At 70.8% G+C, this 25910-nt stretch carries 22 protein-coding genes; 13 read left to right on the forward strand and 9 right to left on the reverse strand.

Annotation, left to right across the window (positions count from 1 at the left end; translation table 11 throughout):
* Positions 1-6 precede the first annotated feature (6 nt).
* From Pph01_RS07485 to Pph01_RS07495, 3 genes are all read left to right on the forward strand, one after another.
* Complete coding sequence (locus tag Pph01_RS07485) at positions 7-3108, forward strand: alpha-mannosidase (protein WP_204072215.1); 3102 nt, start codon at positions 7-9, stop codon at positions 3106-3108.
* Positions 3109-3277: 169 nt separating this feature from the next.
* Positions 3278-4450, forward strand: a complete 1173-nt coding sequence (locus Pph01_RS07490) for a UDP-N-acetylglucosamine--N-acetylmuramyl-(pentapeptide) pyrophosphoryl-undecaprenol N-acetylglucosamine transferase (RefSeq protein ID WP_204072216.1) — start codon at positions 3278-3280, stop codon at positions 4448-4450.
* Positions 4451-4728: 278 nt separating this feature from the next.
* Entirely contained in the window at positions 4729-5775 is a 1047-nt protein-coding gene (locus Pph01_RS07495) for a TerC family protein (RefSeq protein WP_204072217.1), read from the forward strand.
* A 73-nt stretch (positions 5776-5848) separates the two neighbouring features.
* Here the strand turns inward: Pph01_RS07495 and Pph01_RS07500 are convergent, their stop codons facing one another.
* The 4 genes from Pph01_RS07500 to Pph01_RS07515 form a co-directional block, all read right to left on the reverse strand.
* Positions 5849-6493, reverse strand: coding sequence for a response regulator (locus tag Pph01_RS07500; RefSeq protein WP_204072218.1), 645 nt, complete (start codon positions 6491-6493; stop codon positions 5849-5851).
* The gene (locus Pph01_RS07505; RefSeq protein WP_204072219.1) at positions 6484-7656 is read right to left on the reverse strand and encodes a sensor histidine kinase; all 1173 of its coding nucleotides are present in this window, start codon (positions 7654-7656) and stop codon (positions 6484-6486) included. Before Pph01_RS07505 ends, Pph01_RS07500 begins: the two co-directional genes overlap by 10 nt.
* A gap of 75 nt (positions 7657-7731) precedes the next feature.
* Positions 7732-8370: a DedA family protein gene (locus Pph01_RS07510; RefSeq protein WP_204072220.1), complete on the reverse strand. Its 639-nt coding sequence runs from the start codon at positions 8368-8370 to the stop codon at positions 7732-7734.
* A gap of 201 nt (positions 8371-8571) precedes the next feature.
* Positions 8572-9159: a helix-turn-helix domain-containing protein gene (locus tag Pph01_RS07515; protein WP_204072221.1), complete on the reverse strand. Its 588-nt coding sequence runs from the start codon at positions 9157-9159 to the stop codon at positions 8572-8574.
* 99 nt (positions 9160-9258) lie between these two features.
* Here Pph01_RS07515 and Pph01_RS07520 point away from each other — a divergent pair, with 99 nt between their 5' ends.
* The 3 genes from Pph01_RS07520 to Pph01_RS07530 all read left to right on the forward strand — a co-directional run bounded on the left by Pph01_RS07520 (position 9259) and on the right by Pph01_RS07530 (position 11263).
* Positions 9259-9891 (forward strand): class I SAM-dependent methyltransferase, encoded by a 633-nt coding sequence (locus Pph01_RS07520; RefSeq protein WP_204072222.1) that lies wholly within the window; start codon positions 9259-9261, stop codon positions 9889-9891.
* Positions 9892-10058: 167 nt separating this feature from the next.
* Positions 10059-10289, forward strand: a complete 231-nt coding sequence (locus Pph01_RS07525; RefSeq protein WP_204072223.1) for a hypothetical protein — start codon at positions 10059-10061, stop codon at positions 10287-10289.
* A complete protein-coding gene (locus Pph01_RS07530; protein ID WP_204072224.1) occupies positions 10286-11263 on the forward strand; it encodes an LLM class F420-dependent oxidoreductase in 978 nt (325 codons plus the stop codon). The genes Pph01_RS07525 and Pph01_RS07530 overlap by 4 nt, the downstream gene beginning before the upstream one ends.
* A 58-nt stretch (positions 11264-11321) precedes the next feature.
* Here Pph01_RS07530 and Pph01_RS07535 read toward each other — a convergent pair whose 3' ends face one another.
* Positions 11322-11987, reverse strand: a complete 666-nt coding sequence (locus Pph01_RS07535; protein ID WP_204072225.1) for a hypothetical protein — start codon at positions 11985-11987, stop codon at positions 11322-11324.
* A gap of 234 nt (positions 11988-12221) precedes the next feature.
* Positions 12222-13655: an MFS transporter gene (locus Pph01_RS07540; RefSeq protein WP_204072226.1), complete on the reverse strand. Its 1434-nt coding sequence runs from the start codon at positions 13653-13655 to the stop codon at positions 12222-12224.
* A 283-nt stretch (positions 13656-13938) separates the two neighbouring features.
* Between Pph01_RS07540 and Pph01_RS07545 the strand changes: the two genes are divergently transcribed.
* The 4 genes from Pph01_RS07545 (at position 13939) to Pph01_RS07560 (ending at position 18639) form a co-directional block, all read left to right on the forward strand.
* Entirely contained in the window at positions 13939-14592 is a 654-nt protein-coding gene (locus Pph01_RS07545) for a TetR/AcrR family transcriptional regulator (protein ID WP_204072227.1), read from the forward strand.
* A 571-nt stretch (positions 14593-15163) separates the two neighbouring features.
* Complete coding sequence (locus Pph01_RS07550) at positions 15164-15796, forward strand: NAD(P)-dependent oxidoreductase (RefSeq protein WP_204072228.1); 633 nt, start codon at positions 15164-15166, stop codon at positions 15794-15796.
* Positions 15797-15981: 185 nt separating this feature from the next.
* A complete protein-coding gene (locus Pph01_RS07555) occupies positions 15982-18159 on the forward strand; it encodes an MMPL family transporter (RefSeq protein WP_204072229.1) in 2178 nt (725 codons plus the stop codon).
* Positions 18160-18297: 138 nt separating this feature from the next.
* The gene (locus tag Pph01_RS07560) at positions 18298-18639 is read left to right on the forward strand and encodes a hypothetical protein (RefSeq protein ID WP_204072230.1); all 342 of its coding nucleotides are present in this window, start codon (positions 18298-18300) and stop codon (positions 18637-18639) included.
* Between the two features lie 18 nt (positions 18640-18657).
* Here Pph01_RS07560 and Pph01_RS07565 read toward each other — a convergent pair whose 3' ends face one another.
* Complete coding sequence (locus tag Pph01_RS07565; RefSeq protein ID WP_204072231.1) at positions 18658-19575, reverse strand: AraC family transcriptional regulator; 918 nt, start codon at positions 19573-19575, stop codon at positions 18658-18660.
* Between the two features lie 157 nt (positions 19576-19732).
* On the opposite strand from Pph01_RS07565, the gene Pph01_RS07570 reads away from it, so the two are divergent.
* Positions 19733-20815: an aldo/keto reductase gene (locus tag Pph01_RS07570; protein WP_204072232.1), complete on the forward strand. Its 1083-nt coding sequence runs from the start codon at positions 19733-19735 to the stop codon at positions 20813-20815.
* On the opposite strand, the gene Pph01_RS07575 is transcribed toward Pph01_RS07570, so the two are convergent.
* Positions 20809-21315: a winged helix-turn-helix transcriptional regulator gene (locus Pph01_RS07575; protein WP_204072233.1), complete on the reverse strand. Its 507-nt coding sequence runs from the start codon at positions 21313-21315 to the stop codon at positions 20809-20811. The two genes, Pph01_RS07570 and Pph01_RS07575, sit on opposite strands and share 7 nt — an antisense overlap.
* Before the next feature lie 57 nt (positions 21316-21372).
* On the opposite strand from Pph01_RS07575, the gene Pph01_RS07580 reads away from it, so the two are divergent.
* On the forward strand, positions 21373-22845 hold the full coding sequence (locus Pph01_RS07580) for an MFS transporter (protein ID WP_204072234.1): 1473 nt from the start codon (positions 21373-21375) through the stop codon (positions 22843-22845).
* Positions 22842-24014 (forward strand): acetyl-CoA C-acyltransferase, encoded by a 1173-nt coding sequence (locus Pph01_RS07585; protein WP_204072235.1) that lies wholly within the window; start codon positions 22842-22844, stop codon positions 24012-24014. Before Pph01_RS07580 ends, Pph01_RS07585 begins: the two co-directional genes overlap by 4 nt.
* A 17-nt stretch (positions 24015-24031) precedes the next feature.
* On the opposite strand, the gene ggt is transcribed toward Pph01_RS07585, so the two are convergent.
* On the reverse strand, positions 24032-25909 hold the full coding sequence (gene ggt, locus Pph01_RS07590; RefSeq protein WP_204072236.1) for a gamma-glutamyltransferase: 1878 nt from the start codon (positions 25907-25909) through the stop codon (positions 24032-24034).
* Between the last annotated feature and the right edge of the window lies 1 nt (position 25910).

Below are 25910 nucleotides of genomic sequence, written 5' to 3' on the forward strand. Positions count from 1 at the left end.
ACACCGATGCACGATGACCGCGAGCTCGTCGAGGCGCGGATCGACCGGGTGCTGCGCCAGCGCATCGCCCCTGCGGTCCACGCCGAGCGCGTTCCGCTGACGCTGGCGGCGTGGCACGTCCCCGACGAGCCCGTGCCCGTGGCGGAGGCGCTGGCCGCGGACTACGAGCCGTTCGAGGCGGGCACCTTGTGGGGCAGGCCCTGGTCCACCACCTGGCTGCGCGCGACCGGCACCGTGCCGGCCGAATGGGCCGGGCGGCGGGTCGAGGCCGTCTTCGACCTGGGCTTCATCGGCGACTGGCCGGGCGGCCAGGCCGAGGCGCTCGTCTACGACCTCGAGGGGCGGCCCATCAAGGGGATCGAGCCGCAGAACCAGTACGTCCCGGTGGCCGGCCCCAGCCAGGGCGGCGAGCAGGTCGGGCTCCTGCTGGAGATGGCGGCCAACCCCGACATCCTGGCCGGCGACTTCCTCCCCACGCCGCTGGGCGACAAGACCACGGCCGGCGACAAGCCGCTCTACCGCTTCGCCTACGCCGACCTGGCCGTCCTCGACGAGAACGTCTGGCACCTGCGACTCGACATCGAGGTGCTCAAGGAGCTCATGGCGGAGCTGCCCGTCGACAACCCGCGCAGGCACCAGATCCTCCGCGCGCTCGAGCGCTGCATGGACGCCATCGACATCCAGGACGTCCCGGGTACGGCGGAGCAGGCCCGGGCCCTCCTCGTGGACGTGCTGTCGTCCCCCGCGCACGCGAGCGCCCACACCGTCTCCGCGACCGGGCACGCGCACATCGACAGCGCGTGGTTGTGGCCGATCAGGGAGACCAAGCGCAAGACCTCCCGGACCTTCTCCAACGTCACGGCGCTGGCCAAGGACTACCCCGAGTTCGTCTTCTCCGGCCCGCAGGCCCAGCAGTACGCGTGGGTCAAGGAGCGCTACCCGGAGATCTTCGAGCGCATGCGCGAGGCGATCAAGGCGGGCCAGTGGGTGCCCGTCGGCGGCATGTGGGTGGAGGCCGACGGCAACCTGCCCGGCGGCGAGGCCCTGGCCCGCCAGCTCGTCCACGGCAAGCGGTTCTTCATGGACGAGTTCGGAGTGGAGACCCGCGGCGTCTGGCTGCCCGACTCCTTCGGCTACACCGCCGCATACCCGCAGCTCGCCCGCCTCGCCGGGAACGACTGGTTCCTCACCCAGAAGATCTCCTGGAACCAGACCAACAAGTTCCCCCACCACACGTTCTGGTGGGAGGGCATCGACGGCACCCGGATCTTCACGCACTTCCCGCCCGCCGACACCTACAACGGCACGTTCAAGGGCGAGGAGCTGGCGCACGCCGTGCGCAACTACGCGGAGAAGGGCGCGGGCGTGCGCTCGCTGCTGCCCTTCGGCCACGGTGACGGCGGTGGCGGCCCCACCCGCGAGATGCTGGAGAAGGCCCGGCGCCTGCGCGACCTCGAGGGCTCCCCGCGTGTCGTGATCGAGGACCCCAACGAGTTCTTCGCCGCCGCCCGCGCCGAGCAGCCCGACGCGGCCGTGTGGTCCGGCGAGCTCTACCTGGAGCTGCACCGCGCCACCTACACCAGCCAGGCGAGGACCAAGGCGGGCAACCGGCGCAGCGAGCACCTGCTGCGCGAGGCGGAGCTGTGGTCGGCGACGGCCGCGGTGCACGCCGGATTCGACTACCCGCACGAGGAGCTCGACCGGCTCTGGAAGATCGTGCTGCTGCACCAGTTCCACGACATCCTGCCGGGCAGCTCGATCGCGTGGGTGCACCGCGAGGCCGAGGCGACCTATGCCCAGGTCCGCGCCGACCTCGAGGCGATCGTCTCGGCGGCGGCCGGGGCTCTGGCCGGGGCCGGGCAGTCCGCGTGGGTGCTCAACACCAGCCCCGAGGCGCGCGCCGAGGTCGTGACCGTCCCCGCCGAGCTCGGAGCCGAAGCCGGCCAGGTCCTCTCCGACGGGTCTGCCGCCGTCTTCGCCGAGGTGCCCGGATCCGGCGCGGTACGGCTCGGCGCCCCGTCGGCGCCGCCCGCCCCCGTCACCGTGACGGGGACGACCATCGACAACGGCGTGGTCCGGGTGGAGATCGACGAGGCGGGGCTGTTCAGCTCGGTCAGGGACCTGGTGGCCGGCCGCGAGGTCCTGGCTCCCGGATCCCGGGGCAACCTGCTGCAGCTCCACACCGACTTCCCGAACCACTGGGACGCCTGGGACATCGACCGCCACTACCGGCGGCAGCACGCCGACCTCACCGGGGTCGACTCGATCACGGTCACCGAGAGCGGGCCGCTCCTCGCCGCCGTCCGGATCGAGCGCTCCTTCGGCGCGTCCCGCATCGTCCAGACGGTCCGGGTGAAGGCGGGCAGCCCGCGGATCGAGATCGAGACCGAGATCGACTGGCACGAGCGCGAGAAGATCCTGAAGGCGGCCTTCCCGCTCGACGTGCACGCCGACCGTTCGGCCGCCGAGATCCAGTACGGCCACATCTTCCGCCCGACCCACACCAACACCAGCTGGGACGCGGCCCGGTTCGAGGTCTCCAACCACCGGTGGATCCACCTCTCCGAGCCCGGGTACGGCGTGGCCGTCGTCAACGACTCCACCTACGGCCACGACGTGGGCCGCACCACCCGGCCGGACGGAGGGACGACCACGACCGCCCGGCTGAGCCTGGTCAGGGCGCCCCGCGTCCCCGACCCGGAGGCCGACCAGGGCAGGCACCGCCTGACGTACGCGCTGGTCCCGGGCGCGTCCGTCGCCGACGCGGTGGCGTCGGGCTACGCCCTCAACATGCCGCTCCGGGTGACCGCGGGCGGGTCGGGCGAGACCCCCGTGCCGCTGGTGACCGCCGAGGGCCGGTCCGTCCGGATCGAGGCGGTCAAGCTCGCCGACGACCGCTCGGGCGACGTGATCGTCCGGGTCTACGAGTCGCTCGGCGGCCGGGGGGTCACCCGGCTGCTCCCGGCCTTCCCCGTCTCGGCGGTGGAGGTGGACGACCTGCTGGAGCGCCCGCTGGCCGGCGAGCAGGTCGCCGTGGACGCCGACGGCGCCGTCCCGCTCAGGCTGCGCCCGTTCCAGGTGCTGACCATGCGCCTGCGCCGCTCCTGAGAAACCGTGTGTGAGCCTGCCGGCCCCGGCCGGCAGGCTCCTCCGCACGGGAGCCGGGGCGACCGGCAGAGCGGCCCGGCTCCCGCTCGCGACGACAACCCGGATCACAGTGCCGCGACGTCGCCCGTATCCTTTGCTGCGTCCATCGCGTCGCCAGAGTCGGAGCCTCATGAACAGCCCGGAGTGGCCCTTCCGCCTGATCGTCACCGGAGGCGGGACGGGCGGCCACACCTACCCGGCCCTCACCGCGATCCGCACGCTGCATGCCCGGCTCGCCGCCGGCGGCCGCGCGCTGCAGGTGTTGTGGGTCGGTACTGCCAACGGACTCGAGGCCCGCGTCGCGGCGAGCGAAGGCATCCCGTTCGCGGAGGTCGCGACCGGGAAGGTGCGCCGCTCCCGCAACCCGCTGAAGCTGGTCTCCCCGGCCAACGTCAAGGACATGGGGCGCGTCCCGCTCGGCGTCGCGCAGGCACGGTCGATCGTCTCCGACTTCGGCCCGGACGTCGTCCTGGCCACCGGCGGCTACGTCGCCGTCCCCGTGGGGCTCGCCGCGAAGATGTGCCGCCGCCCCCTCGTCGTCCACGAGCAGACGGTCCGGCTCGGCCTCGCCAACAGGATGCTCGCCCGTGCCGCGACCCGCGTGGCGGTGTCGTCCGACTCGACTCTGCCGCTGCTGCCCGACTCGGCCCGGCCGGCCGCCGTCGTCACCGGCAACCCGGTGCGTCCCGAGGTGTTGTCGGGCCATCCGGGCAAGGCCATCGACGCTCTCCGCCCGCACGGCTTCGCCTTCGACCACGCCAGGCCCACCGTGTACGTCACCGGCGGAGCCCAGGGGTCGCAGCAGATCAACGAGCTGATCTTGTCCGTGCTCCCGTGGCTGCTGGCCCACGCCAATGTGATCCACCAGTGCGGCCCGGCGAACCTCCTCGATCTCCGGAGGCGCGTCGCCGGGCTCCCGCCGGGACTGGCGGCCCGCTACCACCTCACCGACTACATCGGCCCGGAACTGCCCGACGTCCTGGCCCTGGCCGACGTGGTCGTCTCCCGGTCCGGCGCCGGAACGATCGCCGAACTGACCGCGCTGGGCAAGGCGTCGGTGCTCATCCCGTTGGCGAGCTCCGCCGGCGGGGAGCAGGCGCACAACGCGCGGCACCTGCACGAGTCCGGGGCGTCGATCGCCCTGCTCGGCGAGGTTTCCCCCGCCCGCCTGCAGGAGGCGGTCGCCCCGCTGCTCGGCGACCCTCGCATGCGCGCCGCGATGGCGGCACGGGCGCGGGAGCACGGCCGCCCGGACGCGGCCGAGCGGCTCGTCGACGTCGTCCTGTCCGTCGCCGGCCGCTGACCCTCCGGCCCCTCCGACCAGGCTTTCGGCCCGCCCCGACCGGCCCTTTCGGCGACGCACCGTGGCCGCCACCCGGCGCACCGTGTCCGCCCTGCCTTGACCTTGGCCGCGTGTTACGGGGAAAATGGGCCCGAGACAGTGGAGGGGAGTACTCCTTCGCGGCCCGTCGTCATCACGGACTGTCACGTCCCGGCGCGGTCGGCTCGCACGAGGCGAGCGGAGAAGACCTCCGACAGACGTACCAACGCCCAGTCGGAGGATCACGCATGCCACCACCTATGTCCGTGCCCGCTTGGGTCTGGGCCGCGGCCCTCGCCGGCCTGCTCGCCCTCATCCTGCTCGATCTCCTCGTGGTCGACAGGAAGCCCCACAAGATCACCGTGCGTGAAGCGGCGAAGTGGGTCACGTTCTACATCGGCTGCGCCGTGGCCTTCGGAATCGGCGTCTGGATCTTCGGGGGCAGCGACCAGGCGGCCGCGTTCGCCACCGGATACATCACCGAGTATTCGCTGAGCGTCGACAACCTCTTCATCTTCATGATCATCATGGCGAACTTCGCCGTGCCCGCGATCCACCAGCACCGGGTGCTGCTCATCGGGATCATGATGGCGCTCGTCATGCGCGGCGTGTTCATCGCCGTGGGCGCTCAGGCCGTCCAGAACTTCAGCTGGATCTTCTGGATCTTCGGCGGGATCCTCATCTACACCGCCTGGAAGTTCGCCACCGACAAGCAGGAGTCGGAGGAGTACGACCCCAACGGGGGCCTCGTCCGGCTGGTGCGCAAGCTGTTCCCGGTGACCGACGAGTACCACGGGTCACACCTGACGATCAAGCGGGACGGCCGTCGCTGGGTGACCCCGATGTTCATCGTCATCGTCGCCATCGGCGGGGCGGACCTGGTCTTCGCCGTCGACTCCATCCCGGCCATCTTCGGCATCACCCAGGACGCGTTCCTGGTCTTCGCGGCCAACGCGTTCGCCCTGATGGGGCTCCGGCAGCTCTACTTCCTGCTCGGCGGGCTCGTGGAGAAGCTCGTCTACCTCTCCCACGGCCTGGCGGTCATCCTCGGCTTCATCGGCGCGAAGCTGGTGCTGCACGCCCTGCACGAGAACGAGTTGCCGTTCATCAACGGCGGCGAGCACGTCACCTGGGTGCCTGAGATCAACAACTGGGTCTCCCTCGGCGTCATCGTGTCGGTGCTCGCCGTGACCACGCTGGCCAGCATCCTCAAGTCCCGGCGGGACGAGCGGGAGGGCGGCGGCGGGACGCCCGCCGTCGAGGCCGAGCCGCCCTCCCCCGAGGTGGCCGGCAACGCACCGCACTGACCCACGGCTCCTCCCCCCTCCGCCCGAGCACGGGCGCCTCACCCCCGCCGGGGCGGAGGCGGGAGGACGGCCGTCAGCTGCCGAGATAACGCAGGACGGCGAGCACGCGCAGGCTGTACCCCGAGATGTGCGACAGCTCGAGCTTGTCGAAGATCGCGCTGATGTGCTTTTCCACGGCGCTCTGGGAGACGTGGAGGAGCTCGGCGATGGAGGCGTTCGTGTAGCCCTGCGCCATCGCGTCGAGCACCTCCCGCTCGCGCGGCGTCAGGTGGCTCAGGGGGTCGGTGTGGGTCGTCCTGGCCAGGAGTTGCCGCACCACCTCCGGGTCGAAGGCCGCCCCGCCCGCCCTGACCCGTTCCAGCGCGTCCATGAACTCGCCGACCTGGGCGACCCGGTCCTTCAGCAGGTATCCCACTCCCGCGGTGTCCGCGGTGATCAGCTCCGTGGCGTAGCGCTTCTCGACGTACTGGGAGAGCACGAGCACGGCGACGCCCGGCCGGCGCTGCCGGATCTCCAGCGCGGCCCGCAGCCCCTCGTCGGTGTGCGTCGGAGGCATGCGGACGTCCACGACCACCAGGTCCGGGTTGTGCGCGCCGACGGCGTCGAGAAGGGCCTGGCCGTCGCCCACCGCGGCGACGACCTCGTGGCCCTCCTCTTCGAGCAGCCGGACCAGCCCTTCGCGGAGCAACGTCGAGTCCTCGGCCAGGATCAACCGCATGGGAGCTCCGCCGTGATGGTCGTCGGGCCGTTCGGGGGACTGTCCACCGTGAAGCGCCCGTCGAGCGCGGCGACCCTGCGGGCCAGCCCGGACAGTCCGCCGCCGGACGGGTCGGCGCCGCCGGACCCGTCGTCCCTCACCCGCACGACGATCATCTCGCCCTCCTCTTCGATCTCGACGACGACCTCCCGAGCCCCCGAATGCTTGGCCGCGTTGGCGACGGCCTCCCGTACGACGAAGTAGGCGGCGGTCTCGACCATGCCGGCGGGCCGCCGGGCCAGACCGTACCGGACGGTGACGGGGACGCCCGCGCGTCCCGCGACGGCCGACAGGGCGTCGTGCAGTCCGAGCGAGTCGAGTCCGGTCGGGTAGATCCGCCAGGCCACTTCGCGCAGCTCGCTCAGCGCCTCCTGCGCCTCCTGCTGGGCCTGGCGGAGGAGGTCCTCCAGGTGTTCCTGCGAACGGCCCCGGCGGGCCCGGCCGATCAGGAGAGCGAGGGCCACGAGCCGCTGCTGGACGCCGTCATGGAGGTCCCGCTCGATCCTGCGCCGCTCCTGATCGACCACGGCGACGATGCCGGCCCGGCTTTCCGCCAGTTCGGCGACGCGCCGCTCCAGCGCCTCAGTGGAGCTCGGGCCGAGGAAACGCCGCGCGATCCCCACTTCCAGGGCCGCGACCCCGACGATGCCCATGATGTCGAGGAAGAGCATGACCGCCCCGGCGACCGCGAGGTAGGCCACGATCCAGGGCGTGGGCGGGATGCCGTCCGGGTTCTGCCCTTGCGACCAGCCCACCACGAACGTCACCCCGGTGGCGGCGCCGAGACCCAGCAGGAACAGCACCAGACCGCCCAGCACGCCGACGAGCCACCGGACCGCGAGGTAGGCGATCACCCGGCTCCCGCGGCGTTCGGAGACGACCGGGCCGCCGAACAGGCCGAGGCGCCGCACCTCCAGCTCGGCCAGCCCGCCGGCGGCGAGGAGCACGAACCGCGCGGGCGCGGGACCACGCCGCCGATGGACGCGCGACGCGAGCAGGATGGGCCCGGCCAGGAGGAGGAAGACCATCTCGACCGCGGCGGTCAGCGTTCCCAGGACGAGCGCCGCCAGCACCCGTCCCGCCCGCGCCATCCGCGTGATCAGGCGTTCCGGCTGCTCAGGCATGGGCGATCCGGCGCCTGGCGGCCGTGCCAGGGGCCGTCCGGCGCACGAGGTCCACGGTGTCGGCCGACGGGTCCGTCATCGGGCGTGCCTGCCCGCGCCCGGCCGCTCGCGGAGCCGTACGGCGACGAAGCAGACCACGGCCACGACCACCGCCACGACGACGACCTTGGACAGGACGCCCACGTACTGCTCCACCAGGGACCAGCTCTCGCCGAGCAGATATCCCGCCATCACGAAGATCGTGTTCCAGATGAGGCTTCCGGAGAGGGTGAGGCCGAGGAAGGTGCCCAGCGGCATGCGCTCGACTCCCGCGGGAACCGAGATGAGGCTGCGGAACAGGGGGATCATCCGCCCGAAGAACACCGTCTTCGTGCCGTGCCGGGCGAACCACGCCTCCGCCTTCTCGATGTCGGTCACCTTGACCAGCGGCAGCCTGGCAGCGATGGCCACCGTGCGGTCCCGGCCGAGCAGCGCTCCGACCCAGTAGAGGGCCAGCGCTCCGATGACCGATCCCAGGGTCGTCCAGCACAGGGCGGCGACGAGGCTCATGTCTCCTCTGCTCGCGGTGAAGCCCGCCAGAGGCAGGATCACCTCACTGGGCAGGGGCGGGAAGAGATTCTCCAGGGCGATCGCCAGGCCCGCGCCCGGCGCCCCGAACCCCTCCATCAGTCCGATCGCCCACCCGGTCGCCCCGTCGAGATCAACTGCGTTCATGAGGCGAACCTATGAGGCGCCAGGATGCGGGGACCATGTGGCCGTCCGCCGAACCGGGACGGATGACCGGAGCCCTGGGGGTGTGGAAAGCCACACCCTGACGCGGGCTCCTCCCCTTGTTGCGACGCGTCGGTAGCGACATGTCCGGGTTCTCAGGCCGGATCCGCGACCGACGTCATCACCGAGCGGGCCTCGCGCACGTCAGGAGCCCTTCGGGCGTGCCCGCACGTGCAGCCGCTCCCCCTGCGGGCCGAACAGCATGAGGACCTCCACCGGCCGGGGCCCGGCGTTCGCGAACGCGTGTGGCGTGCGGGTGTCGAACTCGGCGACCTCCCCCGCGGTGAGGACGAGGTCGTGCTCGCCCAGGAACAGCCGCAGCCGGCCCGAGAGCACGTAGAGCCACTCGTAGCCTTCGTGGGTCTTCAGCTCCGGGTCGGCGCACTCCGCCGGTCCCGGGGGGATGATCGCCTTGTAGGCCTGCGGGCCGCCGAAGTGGCGGGTCAGCGGCACGAAGGTCCTGCCGCTCCGGGTGAAGGGACGCATGTGGACGCGGGGGTCCCCGGTCACCGGCGCGCCGACCAGCTCGTCCAGTTGCACGCCGTACGCCTTGGCCAGGGGCAGCAACAGTTCCAGCGTCGGCTTGCGCTGCCCGGACTCCAGGCGGGAGAGCGTGCTGAGCGAGATGCCGGTCGCCTCGCTCAGCTGGGCCAGGGTGGTGTCCCGCTCCCGCCGCAGGGCGCGCAGCCTCGGGCCGACGGCGGTCAGCACGCTCGCGAGATCGTCTGCCATGCCTCTATTTGCCGGTCTGGCAACGAAGTTTGTCAACCACCGTCGTACGGCTGCAGCATGCGTACTCATCGACCACGACACACAGGAGGACGGACGGCGATGACCGAGGACACCATGTCGAGCGAAGAGTTCTGGGATACCCGCTACGGCGGCTCCGGCCGGATCTGGAGCGGGAATCCCAACGTCATCCTGGTCCGTGAGGTCACCGGTCTCGAACCGGGCAGCGCCCTGGACCTGGGATGCGGCGAGGGAGCCGACGCGATCTGGCTCGCCCGGCAGGGCTGGCGCGTGACGGCCACGGACATATCCCTCGTCGCCCTCGACCGTGCCGCCCTGCAGGCGGAGGCCGAGGGGGTCGCCGACCTGGTCGACTGGCGGCACCACGACCTCGGCGTGTCCTTCCCCGACGGGGAGTTCGATCTCGTCTCGGCCCATTTCCTGCATTCGCCCATGGAGATGCCGCGGGAGCAAATCCTGCGGAGCGCCGCCGCGGCCGTCGCGCCCGGCGGCACGCTGCTGATCGTGGGGCACGCGGGGCCCGCCCCCTGGGACCACGACCACGCCCACATGGTGCTGCCGACGCCGGAAGAGGTCCTGGAATCCCTCCGGCTCCCGGACGGCAGGTGGGAGGTCCTGCTCTGCGAGGAACACGAGCGGCTGCAGACCGCCCCCGACGGGACCCTCGCCACGCGGACGGACAACGTGCTCAAGGTCCGGCGCCTGAGCGAATGAGCCCGGCCCCCGCCGAGCAGACCGATGAGCGCCGCGGTTGGTGACCCGGCCACGAACGCGCCGCCGCCCGGAGGAGCATGCGGATGACTCCGCCTGGGCGGGGGCGCGATAGGCGACCGTCGCCGCCATACGCGCGGGCTACCCGGTCCAGATCGACGACGGTGCGCGTGACTGACATCGCGGCGATCTTCTACAGTGGCCTGCGGCAGGGAGGGAGGCGCGTGATGACGCTCGCGGACCGGGCCGCCGCAGGCCGAGACGACCCCCCGTGTGCCGAGCGGCTTCCACGCCTGCCGAGTCCGGGCCGACCGGCTTCGCCCGGCCGGACGACCTCGATGCCGGACACCTGCGTATTCACCCTGTCGCCGAGCCTGGCCGTCCTGGAGCGTGTCGTGTGACGATCCCCCGTCTGTCCGTGTCCCTGGGTTACTGGCAGGACCGCCCTCCGGAGGAGGCGCTGCTCACCGCCGAGATCGCCGACCGCCTCGGGTACGGCGAGCTGTGGATCGGTGAGATGGCGACGTACGACGCGTTCGCCCTGGCCACCCGGGTCGCCGGCGTCACCGGGGAGATCGCGCTGACGCTCGGTCCGCTCCCCGTGTCCGTACGTGACCCGATGACCATCGCCCGCGGCGCGGCCTCGGTGACCGGCCTCACCGGGAGGCGGATCAGCGTCGCCATCGGCACCTCCAGCGACGTCGTCGTCGCCGACTGGCACGGCCGTGACCGGAGCCGGGCGGGAACGGCACTGCGGGAGTCCGCGGTGGCGCTGCGCCAACTACTCGACGGGCACAAGACCACGCTCGAGGGCGAGGTGGTGCGGACCCGCGGGTATCGCCTGCGGCTGCCCGCCCCGCAGTCCGAGCTCACCGTCGCCGCGTTCGGCCCGTCCGCCGTGCGCACCGCGGCGCTCCACGCCGACCGGATGGTGCTGAATCTCATCACGCCGCAGTCCGCGGCGGCGCTCGTCGACCGGATGCGGGACGAGGCCGAGCGCGCGGACCGTACCGTGCCGAGAGTGGCCGCCTGGGTCACCGCGGCCGTCGACCCTTCAGACGCCGCGATCGAACAGATCCGCCGGGCCGTCGTCGGCTATCTCGCCGCTCCCGGCTACGGCGAGATGTTCGACGAGGCGGGCTTCGGCGACCTGGTGCGGTTCGCCAGGACCCGGCCGCACCCGCGCGACCTGCTCGCCGCGATCCCGCAGGAACTGGTCGCGGCGGTCGGGCTCGTCGGAGACCGCGCCACGGTGCGCTCCCGGCTCGCGGAGTACGCGGCCGCGGGCGTCGACGAGGTCGCGGTCGTGGCCGCCAGCGTCCCCGACGACCCGGGCGGGGAGAGGACCCTGACGGCGCTGCGCGCTCTGGCGTGACCCTGTCCGCATCACGGCGTCCGCATGACGCAGGTCCGGGACGCATGGTGTGGGCGTTTCATCCTTCAGGGTCAGATATGAGCGGTCGGACAGCGGCGTCGTCACCGTGCGGTAGGCCGGACATGTGCTGGGTCCGCCCGAAGATGCCGCCGAGCAGGACGTATCCGAGCGCGTACGGTGCGGCACCGACGATCTCGAAGAGCGATGTGATCATCGAATGCGGCCCGAAGCCGAACAGCGCCGCAGTGCCACCGAGCGCGTAGACCACGCCTCCGAATCCCAGCAGCAGACCGGTCCACCGCCGCCCGTACCGGTTGAGCAGAAGGGCGAGCAGCACGTACCCCAGAGGGAAGAGGACGTTGGCCGCCACCACGATGATGCCGCCCTCGATGTCGAGATCCGCGGACGTGTGCACGATGTCGGGCGCGTACTTGGCCGCCACCGGGTTGTGGCCGCCGTCGAAGACGATGAGACCGAACCAGAACATGGTGCCGACCAGAGCGGTGTACAGCGCCACAAGTCCTCGCCGGCCGAACCCGCGCATGCCCAGAGCCAGGACACCGGCCAGGCAGGTCGCCTGCACCAGCAGGCTGATCGCCTCCATGGAATGCGTGAACGCGTACCACTCGGCGTGCGCCGCAATGGCGTGCCCGTCGCGCGCCGGGTGCAGTATGACGGTGAGCAGGAACAGCGGCCCCCCGATCATCGCGGTCAGCTTCACCATCGTCCGTACATGCCGAGTGTCGTCCTCGGCATCGCCTTGACGAAGGCGGCCGCGGGGCGTCGTCGTCCCAGCGGCACCTTGCGCCGAGCGGTGGACAGTCATCGTTGTTCTCCTCATCTGTTCGTTCGGACCGGTGTGCCGTCGATTCGCCTGCGTGCAGGTGGGCTCCGTCTTCACGCACACCGCTCATGGGCGTGGGCGGTCAGGTATGCGGTGCGCTGCTGACGCGTGGCACTAGTGGGTGTGCGGAATCGCACCGGCGGGTGCGACTCCTGCGGGCACGATGATTGCGGCCAGCACGGCGGCGGCCACGGCCGCGACAGCACTGACCGTGAAGGCATGAGTGACGCCGGACGTGCTGATGTCGCCGGTCACGCCGCCGACGGCGACGCTGGACAGGACGGCGACCCCGAGTGCGCCGCCGAGTTCGTGGAAGGTGTTCACGATTCCCGAGCGCGTGCCCGCCTCGTCGGGGGCGACCCCGCTCAGCGCCGCGGTGACCGCCGTGACCAGCGCGGCGCCGACACCGATCGACGCCACGCTGAGACCGGCGACCAGACCGAGCGGGCTGCCCGCAGCGGCCGCCAGCCCGGAACCGAGCGCGGCGACTGCCAACGAGCCGGCGGCGAGCACGCGCCCGTCGAGCTTCGTGACGGCCTGGCTGCCGCCATGGGCCCCGATGATCGTGCCGAGCGCGATCGGCAGGAAGGCCAGACCGGTCTCCGCGGCGCTGTAGCCGTGAAGACGCTGGAGATAGAACGACCCGAGGTAGAACGCGCCGACCAACAGGCCGGTGGCGACCAGCATCAGCATCACCCCGGCCACCACCGGACGACCGGTCAGCACCCGCAACGGCATCAGCGGTGCGAAGGCCACGCGCTCGACCAGCACGAACACCCCGTACAGCAGAACCGCCACGGCCAACGGCACAAGCGTCGACACCGCGAGCCAACCGTGTCCGCCGACGTTGACCAGCCCGTATATGGCGGCGCCGGTGGCGAGGGTGACCGAGAGCGCGCCGGCCGCATCCACCTGGACAGGTCCGGACCGGCGTCTCCACCTGGCGGGAATCACCAGGGGCGTCAGCGCCAGGACGATCAGCCCGGCCGGTACGTTGATGAAGAACACCCACCGCCAGCCCGGGCCAGACGTCAGCAGACCGCCGAGAATCACGCCCAAGGCTGAACCGGCACCGCCGATCGCCGCCCATATGCCCAGCGCCCTTGCCCGGTCCTTGCCGGCAAAGGTCGTGGTGACCATCGACAGCGCTGCCGGTGACATCAACGCCGCGCCGATGCCCTGCGCCGCACGACCGGCCAGCAGTATCGCCGCGTCGGCCGCGAGTCCGCTGACCAACGACGCGACAACGAAGATCGCCAGACCGCTGAGGAGCACCCGGCGAGCACCGAACATGTCGGTAGCGCGGCCGCCGAGCAGCATGAGACCGCCGAAGACCAACGTGTACGTCGTCAGCACCCACGGCATGACCCCCCGGTGCAGCGCCAATTCGACGCCGATGTCGGGCAGCGCCACGTTCACGACGGTCACGTCGAGAACGAGCATGAACTGCGCGACGCTCAACAGCCCCAGCAGCCACCACCGCCGCACGTCAGGCGATTCGGTGTGGTCCTGGTCGTTGGAGGCCGACAACGGTGACGTAGCCGCCATGGCCTGCTCCCTCCTCTGTATCAACGGCCGCCGCATGCGCGATCGGCCTCTGCAGGGCTAACTTGAACATCTCTGTTCGGGTTAAACGCTAGCATTAACTCGTACACCGTTGTTCCATTTACCTCAGGTCATGGCGAAGCAGTACGCGGCCACCGGGAGGGGCCGGGCATTTCTCGCACTCCTTCCACGCCGCCGTCCACGGGACGAGAGGGCGGGTGTCGCGAGGACAACATGAACTAGACTGTTCGAGTTGCTCGGCGACCTTCAGCTCACAGGAGTAGGGATGGCAGCCACACCGCACGGCGCCGGCGGCAGGCCCAGGTCCGCGCAGCGCGCAGCGGCGCCGCTCATAGAGCGGCGGGCCGACGCCCGGCGCAACATCGCGTCCATCCTGGACGCGGCCGTGCTGCTTCTCTCCCGCGACGCCGACGCCAGCGTCGCCGACATCGCCAGGGCAGCCGGTGTCGGCCGGGTCACGCTCTACGGGCACTTCAGCACCCGCGCAGACCTCGTCGACGCTGTGCTGACGCGCACCGTGGAGCAGGCCGACGCCACTCTCGACGCGACCGACACAGCCGGTGACCCACGCCAGGCGCTGACCCGACTCGTCGGCGCCTCATGGCGGATCGTCCACCAGTTCCGGTCCGTGCTTCAGGCCGCCCAGCGCGAACTTCCCCCGGAACGGATCCGCGCGGTCCACGACCGGATCCTGCGGCGCGTCCACACGATCATCGATCGCGGGCGACGCGCCGGCGTCTTCCGCGACGACCTCCCCGAGGAGTGGCTCGTCACAGCCGTGTTCAGCCTGATGCACGCCGCAGCCGAAGACAGCGCCGCGGGCAAGGTGGACACCGGCGATGCGGCGCGGATCATCGCGGCGACGCTGCTCGCAGCCCTCAGCGCGCCCGGTTCGACCGTGCCCACCGTGAATCTATAGCCGCCGAACGCGCGGGCCCGTTCTCACTGCACACCGCCGCCACGGCGCGCACGCGGGCAGGACGGTGTTGTGGACGAGGCCGGCGAGCGTGCTGCCCCGGCCGGGCCGGGGTGATGGTGTTCCTTCGGCACTACTGCGGAGGCGGCGTGATCGCTGGAGTGACGAGGCCGGACTCGTAGGCGAAGACGATGAGTTGCGCGCGGTCGCGGGCGCGGTGCGCCCATGCCGGCGCCCGCCGGTTTCCCCCTGCCGACCTTCTTCGCACATGCCCGGGCCGGCGACGATCACGCTGAGCGGCACGTCGGGAGGGAGACGTAGCTCATTACTACATCCCTGGATGTAGTAATCCGCCTGCCTGCGCGCCCCCCACAGTAGCGGCAATGACATCCCCGGACTGACGACCGCAACCGCTTGCGGCCGACATCGTGACCATGGCACGGACCGCGCAGTTGGAGCGTCGGCCGGTGCCGTTCCCGCAAGTCGATACGACGTGATGGGCGCTTCGGCACCACCTGGGCAACCTGAGCTGACGTGCCGCGATCACAGCACCAACCTTGGAAGAGGGCGCGTTATGAAGATCACGCTCTTCGGGGCGACCGGAGGCACCGGCGGTCAGGTAATCCGGCAGGCCTGCGACGCGGGCCACGAGGTCACCGCGGTGGTGAGGGACCCGGCCCGGCTCACCGAGTCGCATCCCCGCCTGACGGTGCTGCAGGCCGACGTGATGGACCCCGCCGCGATCGGCCCGGCCGTCAACGGGCGTGACGCCGTGGTGTCAGCGCTCGGCTCCCGCGACGGGCGGGCACCGACCACCGTCTGCACCGACAGCATGACCAGCATCACCCAGGCCATGCACGCCGAAGGCGTGCGACGACTCGTCGTGATCAGCGCAGGCACCCTCACCACCGACGGCGACGGACCACTGACCCGCCTGATCCTCAAACCGATGCTGGGCAACCTACTCAAGCACACCATCGCCGACAAGCGCCGGATGGAGGATGTCGTCCGCGCCAGTGATCTGGAGTGGACGATCGTACGTCCGCCGATGCTCACCAACGGGCCCCGTACCGCTGCCTATCGCAGCGCCGTCGACCGCAACGTGCGCGGCGGAATGCGCATCTCGCGTGCCGATCTCGCCGACTGCGTCCTGCGTTGCCTGGCCGACCAAGGCCCGATCAATGCCGCGATCGCGATCGGCGACTGACCGACGTCTGCACGCCGGCCCGGACCTGGTATCCGCACAGACGAGACGGCTCCCACCATGCCATCCATCGACGCCCTATCCAGCAATGTCATCAACACAGGAGACGCGATGCCGCCCATCGTCAACACCCATCAGGCCGAAGCCTGGAACGGATACGGAGGCCACCACCACGCGGCGGTGCGAGCATGAACACCGGCACCGAAGCCCGCAGCCCGGCCATCATCCGCTTCTCTCGCTTCGTACTGCGGCACAAGCTCGCGGTGACACTGTCCTGGCTCGTGCTCTTCCTTGCCGGTGGCGCGGCCTCCGGCCAGCTGTCAGGCCACCTGTCCCACGACTTCTCCTTCCCGAACGCGGCCGGCGACAGGGCCAACCACGCGATCCTGACCGCGTACGGCACCGGAGCCGGCACATACCCGCTGGTTCCCGTGGTCGTCCTCCCCAGCGGAACCACCGCCGACGACCCAGCGGTCAAACAGGCGTTCAACGCGGTGGCCGTCACCATGCGGATGCGGGTGGTGTCCTATCCCTCCACCGGCGACCACCGGTTCGTCGGCGCCGACGGGCGGACCGTCTTCGGACTGGTCTTCACCCCGCCCGCCCGCGGCGCGTCCGCACCCGACTACGGGGGGCAGATCACCCGGGCGATGTCGAGCGTCCTTCCGGCGGGCGCGACGGTGCGCGTGACCGGAATCAGCGAGCTGTCCACTGTGGATGACACCGGCTCGGGCAGCAGCGTTCTGACCGAGACTCTGATCGGCGGGCTCGGTGCACTCATCGTGCTGGCCTTCGTCTTCGGCTCGTTGCTGGCCCTGGTGCCGCTGCTGGTGGCGGCCGTGTCGATCCTCACCACGTTCCTCATCGTGCTCGGGCTGACCCAGGTCTCCGACGTGAGCTTCATCGTCCAGTTTCTGGTCGCACTGATCGGCCTGGGTGTGGCCATCGACTACTCGCTGTTGCTGGTCACCCGATGGCGCGAGGAGCGGACCCACGGCTACTCCGGCGACGAGGCGGTACACCGCGCCATGGCCAGTGCCGGGCGGGCCGTGCTGTTCAGCGGGGTGACCGTGGCCATCGGGCTGATCGCGCTGGTGGTTCTACCCGTACCTTTCATGCGCAGCGTCGGATATGGCGGGATGCTCGTCCCCCTGGTCAGCGTGCTGGTCACCCTCACCCTGCTGCCGGTGCTGCTGGCCACTGTCGGGCACCGAGTGGACTGGCCCCGGGTACGCCGGGAGGAGTCGGCCAGCCGCGCCTGGCGGGCTTGGGCCGGTGGTGTCGTCCGCGCCCGCTGGCTCGCCGCCGCCGGCGCGCTGCTGATCCTCGGCGGCCTGGCCGTCGCAGGTTCGGACATCAAGCTCGGCGACGCCCAGAGCGAAGCGCTTGCTCGCTCGGCCCGGCCGGCCGCCGCGGCAGGACTGGCCGACCTGACCCGGGCCGGAATACCCAGCGGCGTGCTGACCCCCATCGAAGTGCTCATCCCCGCCGGCACGCAGCCACCGTCGACGTTGGACGGCCTGCCCGGCACCTACGCGGCGGTCGCGCCATCGGACCCCGCGTGGCACCAGGCCGCGACGCGGCTGCTGGTCGTGCTGCCGGGCGACGAGGCGAGCAGCGACGCCGGTAAGGCCACCATCACTCGGGTACGCGATGTGCTGCACGGTGTGCCGGGCGCGCAAGTGGGCGGGCTGGGCGTATTGGAGGAGGACGCCGAACAGGTGCTCTACGGACCGTTCCCGCTGCTGCTCGCACTCATCGGACTGATCACCTTCGTCCTGCTGACCCGGGCGTTCCGCTCAGTGTTGCTGGCGCTCAAGGCGGTCGTGCTCAACCTGCTGTCCCTGGCCGCCAGCTATGGAGTGCTGGTCCTCGTATGGCAGAACGGCCACGGCTCACAGGCCATCTGGGGGGTACCGGCCACCGGCGCGATCACCTTCTGGGTACCGCTGATGGGCTTCGCATTCCTCTATGGGCTGTCCATGGACTACGAAGTGTTCATCCTCGCCCGGACGCGGGAGGAGTACGACCGCACCGGGGACACCCGCACAGCGATCGTCGAAGGCCTCGGCCGCACCGGACGGCTGGTCACCAGCGCCGCGCTGATCCTGTTTCTTGCCTTTGTATCGCTGGCCACGGCGCCGGACACCGACATCAAAATCCTGGCGACCGGACTGGGCGCGGGCATTCTGCTCGACGCGACAGTGGTCCGCAGCCTGCTGGTGCCGGCCACGGTATCGCTGTTCGGCCGCTGGAACTGGTGGTTGCCCGGCTGGGCCGCCCGCCTGTTGCGCGTTCCGGCGGTGCCGGTCGACACGGCATCCGTATCCATCGCCGACCCGGCTTCCCGTACCGCTGTCGGCTGAACCTGCCGGCAGCGGGATCGGGCGTTCAGCGGAACGCTCCGAAACCCGGGCCGCGTGATCAACCAACCCGACGAACGTCCATGACCGGTGCACCATCCGGGTCGCCGCCCTTCAGCATGGGCGTCCTATCATCCTGCTGTGTACGACGACGGCCTTGTGACCTGTACTGATGCAGAGCTGATCATCCAGAGGTACTACTTCCCGCTCGGGTCGGCCAAGCGGATCCCGCTCTCCGGCATCCGGGGGGTGGACTGGAGGCCGCTCCCCCACGGAAGCCTGCGGATCTGGGGTTCCGGCGACTTTGTGCACTGGTTCAACCTCGACGCCCGCCGGCCCGGGAAGAGGGCCGCGCTCGTCATCGATCTGGGCCGCAGGATCGTCCCGGTGGTCACACCCGACGAGCCGGGCCGGCTTGTGGCGGAACTCGCCGCCCACGGGATCGCCACCAGCGGGTTCCCACAGGGCCCCGCAGGGACCTGATCGCGGACGCCGTGCCCGTCAGAGCGGGGACGGGGTGGCGCTCAGCACTTCGGCCTGCCGTCGCAACCGTGCGACGTCCTGACCCGGCGGCACGCCGAACAGGCGCCGGTATTCGCGGCTGAACTGCGACGCGCTGTCGTAGCCGACCGCGAACCCGACATCGGCCACGTCCTGCGAGGTGCTGAGCAGGAGTAGGCGCGCCTCCTGCAGGCGGATGCGCTTCTGGTACTGAATGGGCGTCATCGCGGTGACCGCGCGGAAGTGCCGGTGGAACGCCGACGCGCTCATTCCCGACATCCCGGCGAGGTCGTCCACGCGGATCGCCTCCGCGTGGTGGTCGCGGATCCAGCGGACGGCGCGGCCGATGTGGGACAGGCGGCTGTCGGCGAGGCCGATCTGACGGACCGTGGCCCCCTGCTCGCCCGTGACCAACCGCCAGTGGATCTCCCGCTCGATCATCGGCGCCAGCACCGGCGCGTCGGCCGGACGGTCGAGCAGCCTGACCATCCGCACCATCGCGTCGAGGAGGTCGGCCGAGACGTCGCTGACCACCACGCCGCGCGGGGTCGCGGCTCCACGGCCGACCGCACGCGCGTACGCGGCGGGCCCGCCTTCCAGCAGCAGGGACGCGATGACGGCCGGCCGGAGAGTGAGCCCGCAACCGAGGAAGGGCCGTTCCCTGCTCGCCTGGGTGTGGTGGCCGGTCACGGGGAGGCCGACGGAGACCACCAGATACTGGCCCGCGCCGTAGTCGTGGATCCGGTCGCCCAGGGTGAGGCGCTTGGCGCCCTGGGCGACGACGGCGAGCGTGGGCTCGGCGACGGTGGCCGTGGGAGGGGTCGGCTTCTCGACCGCCGACAGCAGCAGGCCGCCGGGGGCGAGGCCGGGCCGTCCGGCATGCCGGCCGATCAGGGAACGCAGTTCGTCCAGGGACACGTCCGATTCAAGCACCGGGGACGGGACCGGGCTTCACGACCCTGCTGAATTCGCCAGGATCGTGCAAGGCACCGGCAGGATCGATCTAACGTCTTCGCAGGTCATGGCGCTTAACTCGAAGGGTCTGCTTTTCACGCCTGAGCACAGGAGCACACACATGGCGCTCGATTCCTTCGTCAGCCTCGGCCGGTCCGGCCTCAAGGTCAGCCCCTTCTGCCTCGGGGCGATGAACTTCGGCGAGGACGGCGGGTTCGGCTGCAGCGTCGAGGAGTCGGAGAAGATCCTTCAGACCTACCTCGATCGGGGCGGGAACTTCGTCGACACCGCCAACTTCTACACCAACGGCCATTCAGAGAAGATCATCGGCGACTACTTCGCCCAGCGTCCGGGGCTGCGCGACCGCGTCGTCCTGGCGACCAAGTTCTTCTGCAATCTGCACCTGGGCGACCCCAACGGCGGCGGCGCGGGCCGCAAGGCGATCCTCGGGCAGATCGAGGATTCGCTCCGCCGTCTGCGCACGGACTACATCGACCTCTACTGGCTGCACAACTACGACTGGTCGACGCCCATGGAGGAGACCCTGCGGACACTGGACGACCTCGTCGCCGCGGGCAAGATCCGGTACGTGGGCTTCTCCGACACCCCCGCCTGGTTCACCGCGAAGGCGCACACGACGGCCCTGCTGCGCGGCTGGACGCCGATCACCGCCCTGCAGATGGAGTACTCCCTGCTGGAGCGCACGATCGAGGGCGAGCTGATCCCGCTGGCGCAGGACGCCGGCATGGGCGTGCTCCCCTGGAGCCCGCTCAAGAGCGGCTACCTGTCCGGGGCGTACACCCGTGGGAACGGCATCCCCGCCGGCACCCGGCGCTCGGCGGTGCTCGGGGCGCCCAGCGAGGCCCAGTTCACGGTGATCGACGCGCTCGCCGCCGTCGCCGAGGAGGTCGGCGCGAGCTCCGCAGCGGTCGCTCTCTCCTGGGTGCGGAACCGCCCCGGCGTCAGCTCCACGATCATCGGGCCCCGCCGGCTCGACCACCTCGAGGCGAACCTCGCCGGGCTGGAGATCCGGCTGACCGACGAGCAGACCGCCCTTCTCGACGAGGTGTCGGCTCCCACGCTGAACTTCCCCGCCGAGCTCAACCGCCAGGTCGCGCCCATGCTCAAGTACTCGGGCGCCACCGTCGACGGCCGCAAGAGCGTCGTCTACCCGCCCCTGCTGGAGAGCACGACCCGCTACTGAGCCGCCTGTGCCTGGCGGGCCGCGACCCAGTCGTCGTTGGAGACGATGGCGAGGTCGTCGAGGCCGAGGTCGTCTCCGGATCGGCCTCGCGGCCGGATCGTGACGGGAGAGCCGGTCACGCGCTCCACGACCGTGAGCGGCCCGCCCTCGGGCTGGAGGTAGGTGTCGCCCCACTGCATCAGGGCGAGGACGGCAGGCAGGAGGTCTTCCCCCATCCGAGTCAGGACGTACTCGTAACGGGTCCGCTTCCCCGGCTCCTGGTAGGGCCGCTTCTCGAGAATGCCCGCGGCGACGAGCTGCTTGAGACGCGCGGCGGCCACGGCGTCGGTGATGCCGACCCGTTCGACGAAGTCGTCGAACCGCGTCGTCCCGTAGTAGGCCTCCCGGATCAGGAGGATGGCCGACCGCGTGCCGATCACGTCCATGGCCTTGCCGATCGAGCAGTCGTCGGTACGCCAGCGCGATCTGTCCGCAAGGAGCCCCTCGAAAGTCATCGCCATAACGCCGATCCTATCCCTGGCTGGCTGATCCCATAGTCAGATGGTTATCATCTGGCTATGGGACCACCAAGTCAGAGGGTGGGGCAGCGTCAGCGTCCCCTTCTCCTCCTCATCGCCGTGTTGTGCGGCGCCCCGTTCATGGCGGCCCTGGACGTCTTCGTCGTCAACCTCGCCTTCCCCGCGATCGGGCGCGACTTCGCCGGAAGCTCCCTAAGCGATCTGAGCTGGGTGCTCAACGGCTACTCGATCGTCTACGCCGCGTTGCTGATCCCACTCGGGCGCTGGGCGGACGCCGTCGGCGCCAAACGGATGTTCCTGCTCGGCCTGACCCTGTTCACGCTGGCGAGCGTGGTCGCCGCCGCCGCCGTCGGCCTCCCGATGCTGATCGCCGCCCGCGTCGCGCAGGCCGTGGGCGCGGCGGCCCTGACCCCCGCCAGCCTCGAGCTGCTGGTGCGGACGGCACCGGCGAGCAGACGCGCGTTGTCGGTGGGTCTGTGGGCCGCGTCCAGCGCGATCGCCTCGGCACTCGGGCCCGTCATCGGCGGCCTGCTCGTGGAGCTGTCGTGGCGATGGGTCTTCCTCATCAACGCCCCGATCGGCGTCGTCCTCGTCATCGTGGCCGCGCGGACGATCCCCGCCGGCGGCCACGCGGCGGGCGGGCGCGTCAACCTGCTCGCCGCCCTGCTGGCCGCCGTGGGGGCAGGTTCGCTCTCGCTCGCGCTGGTCGAAGGCGGCTCCTGGGGATGGGGCTCCGCGCCGACCATCGTGTGCCTGCTCGTGAGCGTCGCGGCGGTCGCCGGACTGACCTGGGACAGCAGGCGCGGCGCGGCTCCCCTCATCCCCGCGACGCTGATGCGGGTGCGCACGTTCGCCTGGGCGAACGCCGCGATGGCGCTGTTCAGCGCCTCGTTCGCCGCGGGGCTGCTCGCCCTGGTCTTCTGGCTTCAGGACGTCTGGGGATACACCGCCGTCGAAGCCGGGCTCGCGATCGCTCCCGGCCCGCTCATGGTGCCGCTGTTCGCCGTCGGCGGGCAGCGTCTGCTCGGCCGCGTTCCCGCCGCATATCCCGCCGCGGCCGGCGGTCTCCTGTGGGCCGCGGGCACCCTCATGATCCTCGTAAGCGTCGGCTCCACATCCGGCTCCACGTCCGGTTACGCCACCGGCGTCCTGCCCGGATGGCTGGTGGCCGGCGTCGGCGTCGGCCTGGCGCTCCCGGCCATCCTCGCGTCGTCCACGGCGGCGCTGTCACCGCACCACGCGTCCACCGGCAGCGGTGTGATCAACATGAGCCGGCAGATCGGGACCGTCGTCGGCGTCAGCGCCTTCGTCGCGATCCTCGGCTCGGGCGCGGACGCCGCATCTCCTGAGGCGTTCCGGACCGCCTGGTGGGTCGTCGCCGCCGTCGGCCTCCTGTCGGCCGTCCCGGCACTCGGGATCTCCACCAGCCGAGCGCCCGTTCCGGCGCCGGCGCAGCCACTGTCGAACACGCACCAGGAGTCGAGCACACCTCAGGAAAGGACGTCCCGATGAGAGACGCCGTCATCGTCGAAGCGGTCCGCACCCCCATCGGCAGGGGCAGAGCCACCGGGAGCCTGCACGGCGTCCACCCCGTCGACCTGCTCGCCCACAGCCTGCGCGCGATCGTCGACCGAACCGGGATCGACCCGGCCCTCGTCGACGACGTCATCGGCGGAGTCGTCACGCAGTCCGGCGAGCAGGCGGCAAACGTCACCCGCCGCGCGGCTCTGGCCGCGGGCTTCCCCGAGTCCGTCCCCGCGACGACCGTCGACCGCCAGTGCGGCAGCAGCCAGCAGGCCGTCCACTTCGCCGCCCAGGGCGTCATCGCGGGCGCGTACGACATCGTCGTCGCCGCCGGCCTCGAATCCATGAGCCGCGTCCCCATGGGCGCGAACCTCGCCGGAACCACCGACCCGTACGGCCGGGCCTTCGCCGCGCGCTACCCCGACGGCCTGGTCGGGCAGGGCGTCGCCGCGGAACTGATCGCCGCGAGATGGAACCTCAGCCGGACCGAGATGGACGAGTTCGCCCTCACCTCGCACGATAGGGCCGCCGAGGCGACCGGGAAAGGCCTGTTCGAGCGTGAACTCGCACCCCTGGCCGGGCTCGACCACGACGAGGGCATCCGCACCGGCAGCGACCTGCGGACCCTCGCCGCCCTCAGGCCCGCCTACTATGACGAGGACGTCGCCCGGCGGTTCCCGCAGATCACCTGGAACGTCACCGCCGCCAACGCGAGTCAGATCAACGACGGCAGCGCGGCGGTGATGATCACCACCAGCGAGATCGCCGCGAGACTCGGGCTCACCCCGCTGGCGCGTCTGCACAGCTTCGCCGTCGCGGGCGACGACCCCCTGTACATGCTGACGGCGGTCGTCCCCGCCACCCGCAAGGTCCTGCGGCGGGCCGGGCTCGGACTCGACGACATCGACCTGTTCGAGGTCAACGAGGCCTTCGCCTCCGTCGTGCTGGCCTGGGCCAGGGAGACGGGCGCCGACCTCGGACGCGTCAACGTCCGAGGCGGCGCCATCGCCCTCGGTCATCCCCTCGGCGCCAGCGGCGCCCGGCTCATGACCACCCTCGTCCACGCCCTCGCCGAAGGCGGCGGACGATACGGCCTGCAGACGATGTGCGAGGCCGGGGGCCTCGCCAACGCCACCGTGGTCGAGAGGCTGACGTAGGTCGCGTCTCCCTGGCGCTACCAGCCGACGGCCTGCCCGTCCTTCCGGAAGTCGGAGCCCGCCCGGTACATGCCGTTGACGGGCGGATCGCCGTCGATCCCGCCGCCCTGCGGCGGCTTTGCGGCCGGATCCGGAGTGAACAGCAGCGCCTGGTAGCCGCCCATGAGGTCGCCGTTGGCGCGGACCGGCTTCTGCCCCCACGCCGCCAGCTGTTCCCCGACCAGGTCGTACAGGCCGGACTCGAGATCGAGCTCGTCGGTGGCCTGGTCGTGGTGGAACCGCGCCGCGTCCCCGGCGGCCTGCACGTTCATCCCGAGATCGACCATGTTGACGATCTCCTGGACCTGGGCCTGCGGTTGTTCGTCGCCGCTCATCGTGCCGAACGCGAGCAACGGCTTGCCGTTCTTCATGACGAAGGCGGGGATGATCGTGTGGAACGGCCTCTTGCGCGGCGCGACCACGTTGGGGCTCGCGGGGTCCAGAGAGAACAGGTTGCCCCTGTCCTGCAGCGGGAAGCCGTACCCGGGGACGGTGATCTGCGACCCGAAGTAGTCGTAGATGCTGTAGATGAACGACACCATGTTCCCCCACCGGTCGCCGACCGTGAGATAGACGGTGTCACCGTGGTGGACGGTCTTGATCTCCGGTGCCCGCGCCTGCGTCAGCGAGATCTTGCCGCACAACGACGCGGCGTACTGCTTGGAGAGCAGCCGGTCCAACGGCACGCGTTCGAAGCGCGGGTCCGCGTTGTGGGCCTCGAGGTCGGAGAAGGCCAGCTTCTTCGCCTCGACGAGAACCTGCCAGAACGTGGCCGAGCGCGGGCCGAGCGCCGCGAGGTCGTAGCCCAGGCGCGGGCCGCACTGCTCGACGATGTTGAGCATTTCGAGGGTGGCGAAGCCCTGCGAGTTCGGCGGCGTCTGGAAGACCTCGTAGCCCTTGTACGTCGTGGAGATCGGCGTGACCCACTCCGAACGGAAATCGGCGAGGTCGGACGGGACCCACTTCGCGCCCAGTCTGTTGACCTTGGCGAGGATGGCGTCCGCGATGGGCCCCTTGTAGAACGCGTCCCGCCCCCGGCTCGCGAGGGTGCGGTAGGCCTTCGCCAGATCCGGGTTGCGCACGTTGCTGTACAGCGGGGGCGCCTTGCCGTCGACGAGGAAGGTCTTCACCGAGTCGGGATCCTGCGCGAGATCCTCCTCCATGTACTCCCAGTCGCGGTGGATCCGCTCGGTGAGTCCGTAACCCTGCTCGGCCGTCGTGATCGCGGGTTTGAGCACCTGGTCGAAGTCCATGGTCCCGAAGCGCCGGAGCAGTTGGTCCCACCCGTCGACCGCCCCTGGGACGGTGATGCTGTGGACTCCGTAGAGGGGCACGCCCGTGTCGGCGTCGTAGCCGAGCTTCTTGAAGTACTCCGGGGTCCAGGAGCGTGGTGCCCACCCGCTCGCGTTCAGGCCGTACAGATGACGGTCCTTGGCGGAGTAGTAGAGCATGAACATGTCTCCGCCGATGCCCGCGCTGTAGGGCTCGACGACGCCGAGCATCGCCGCCGTCGCCACCGCGGCGTCGGCGGCGTTCCCGCCGCGCTTGAGAATGTCGAGCCCCGCCTGCGCCGCGAGCGGCTGGCTCGTCGCCACCATGCCGTGCCGGGCCAGAACCTCGGAACCGGTCTGCTCGGCCCAGTTGCTGGCGCGGTCGCCGCGCACCGCCGTGATGGAGCGGCCCGGGTCGGGTTTGTCGTCGGTCGGCGTGCCGAACGGGGTGTCGGACACCGTGCCGTGGCCGGACTCGCCCATGGCGAGCGAGCCCGGCAGGATCGTCGAGCTGAGCGCGACGGCTGCGGCGGACGCCGTGATCAGCAGCCGCCGCCGGACCGTGTCGCCGCGTCGTCGGGACACG

This window comes from Planotetraspora phitsanulokensis (assembly GCF_016863295.1).
Classification (GTDB): domain Bacteria; phylum Actinomycetota; class Actinomycetes; order Streptosporangiales; family Streptosporangiaceae; genus Planotetraspora; species Planotetraspora phitsanulokensis.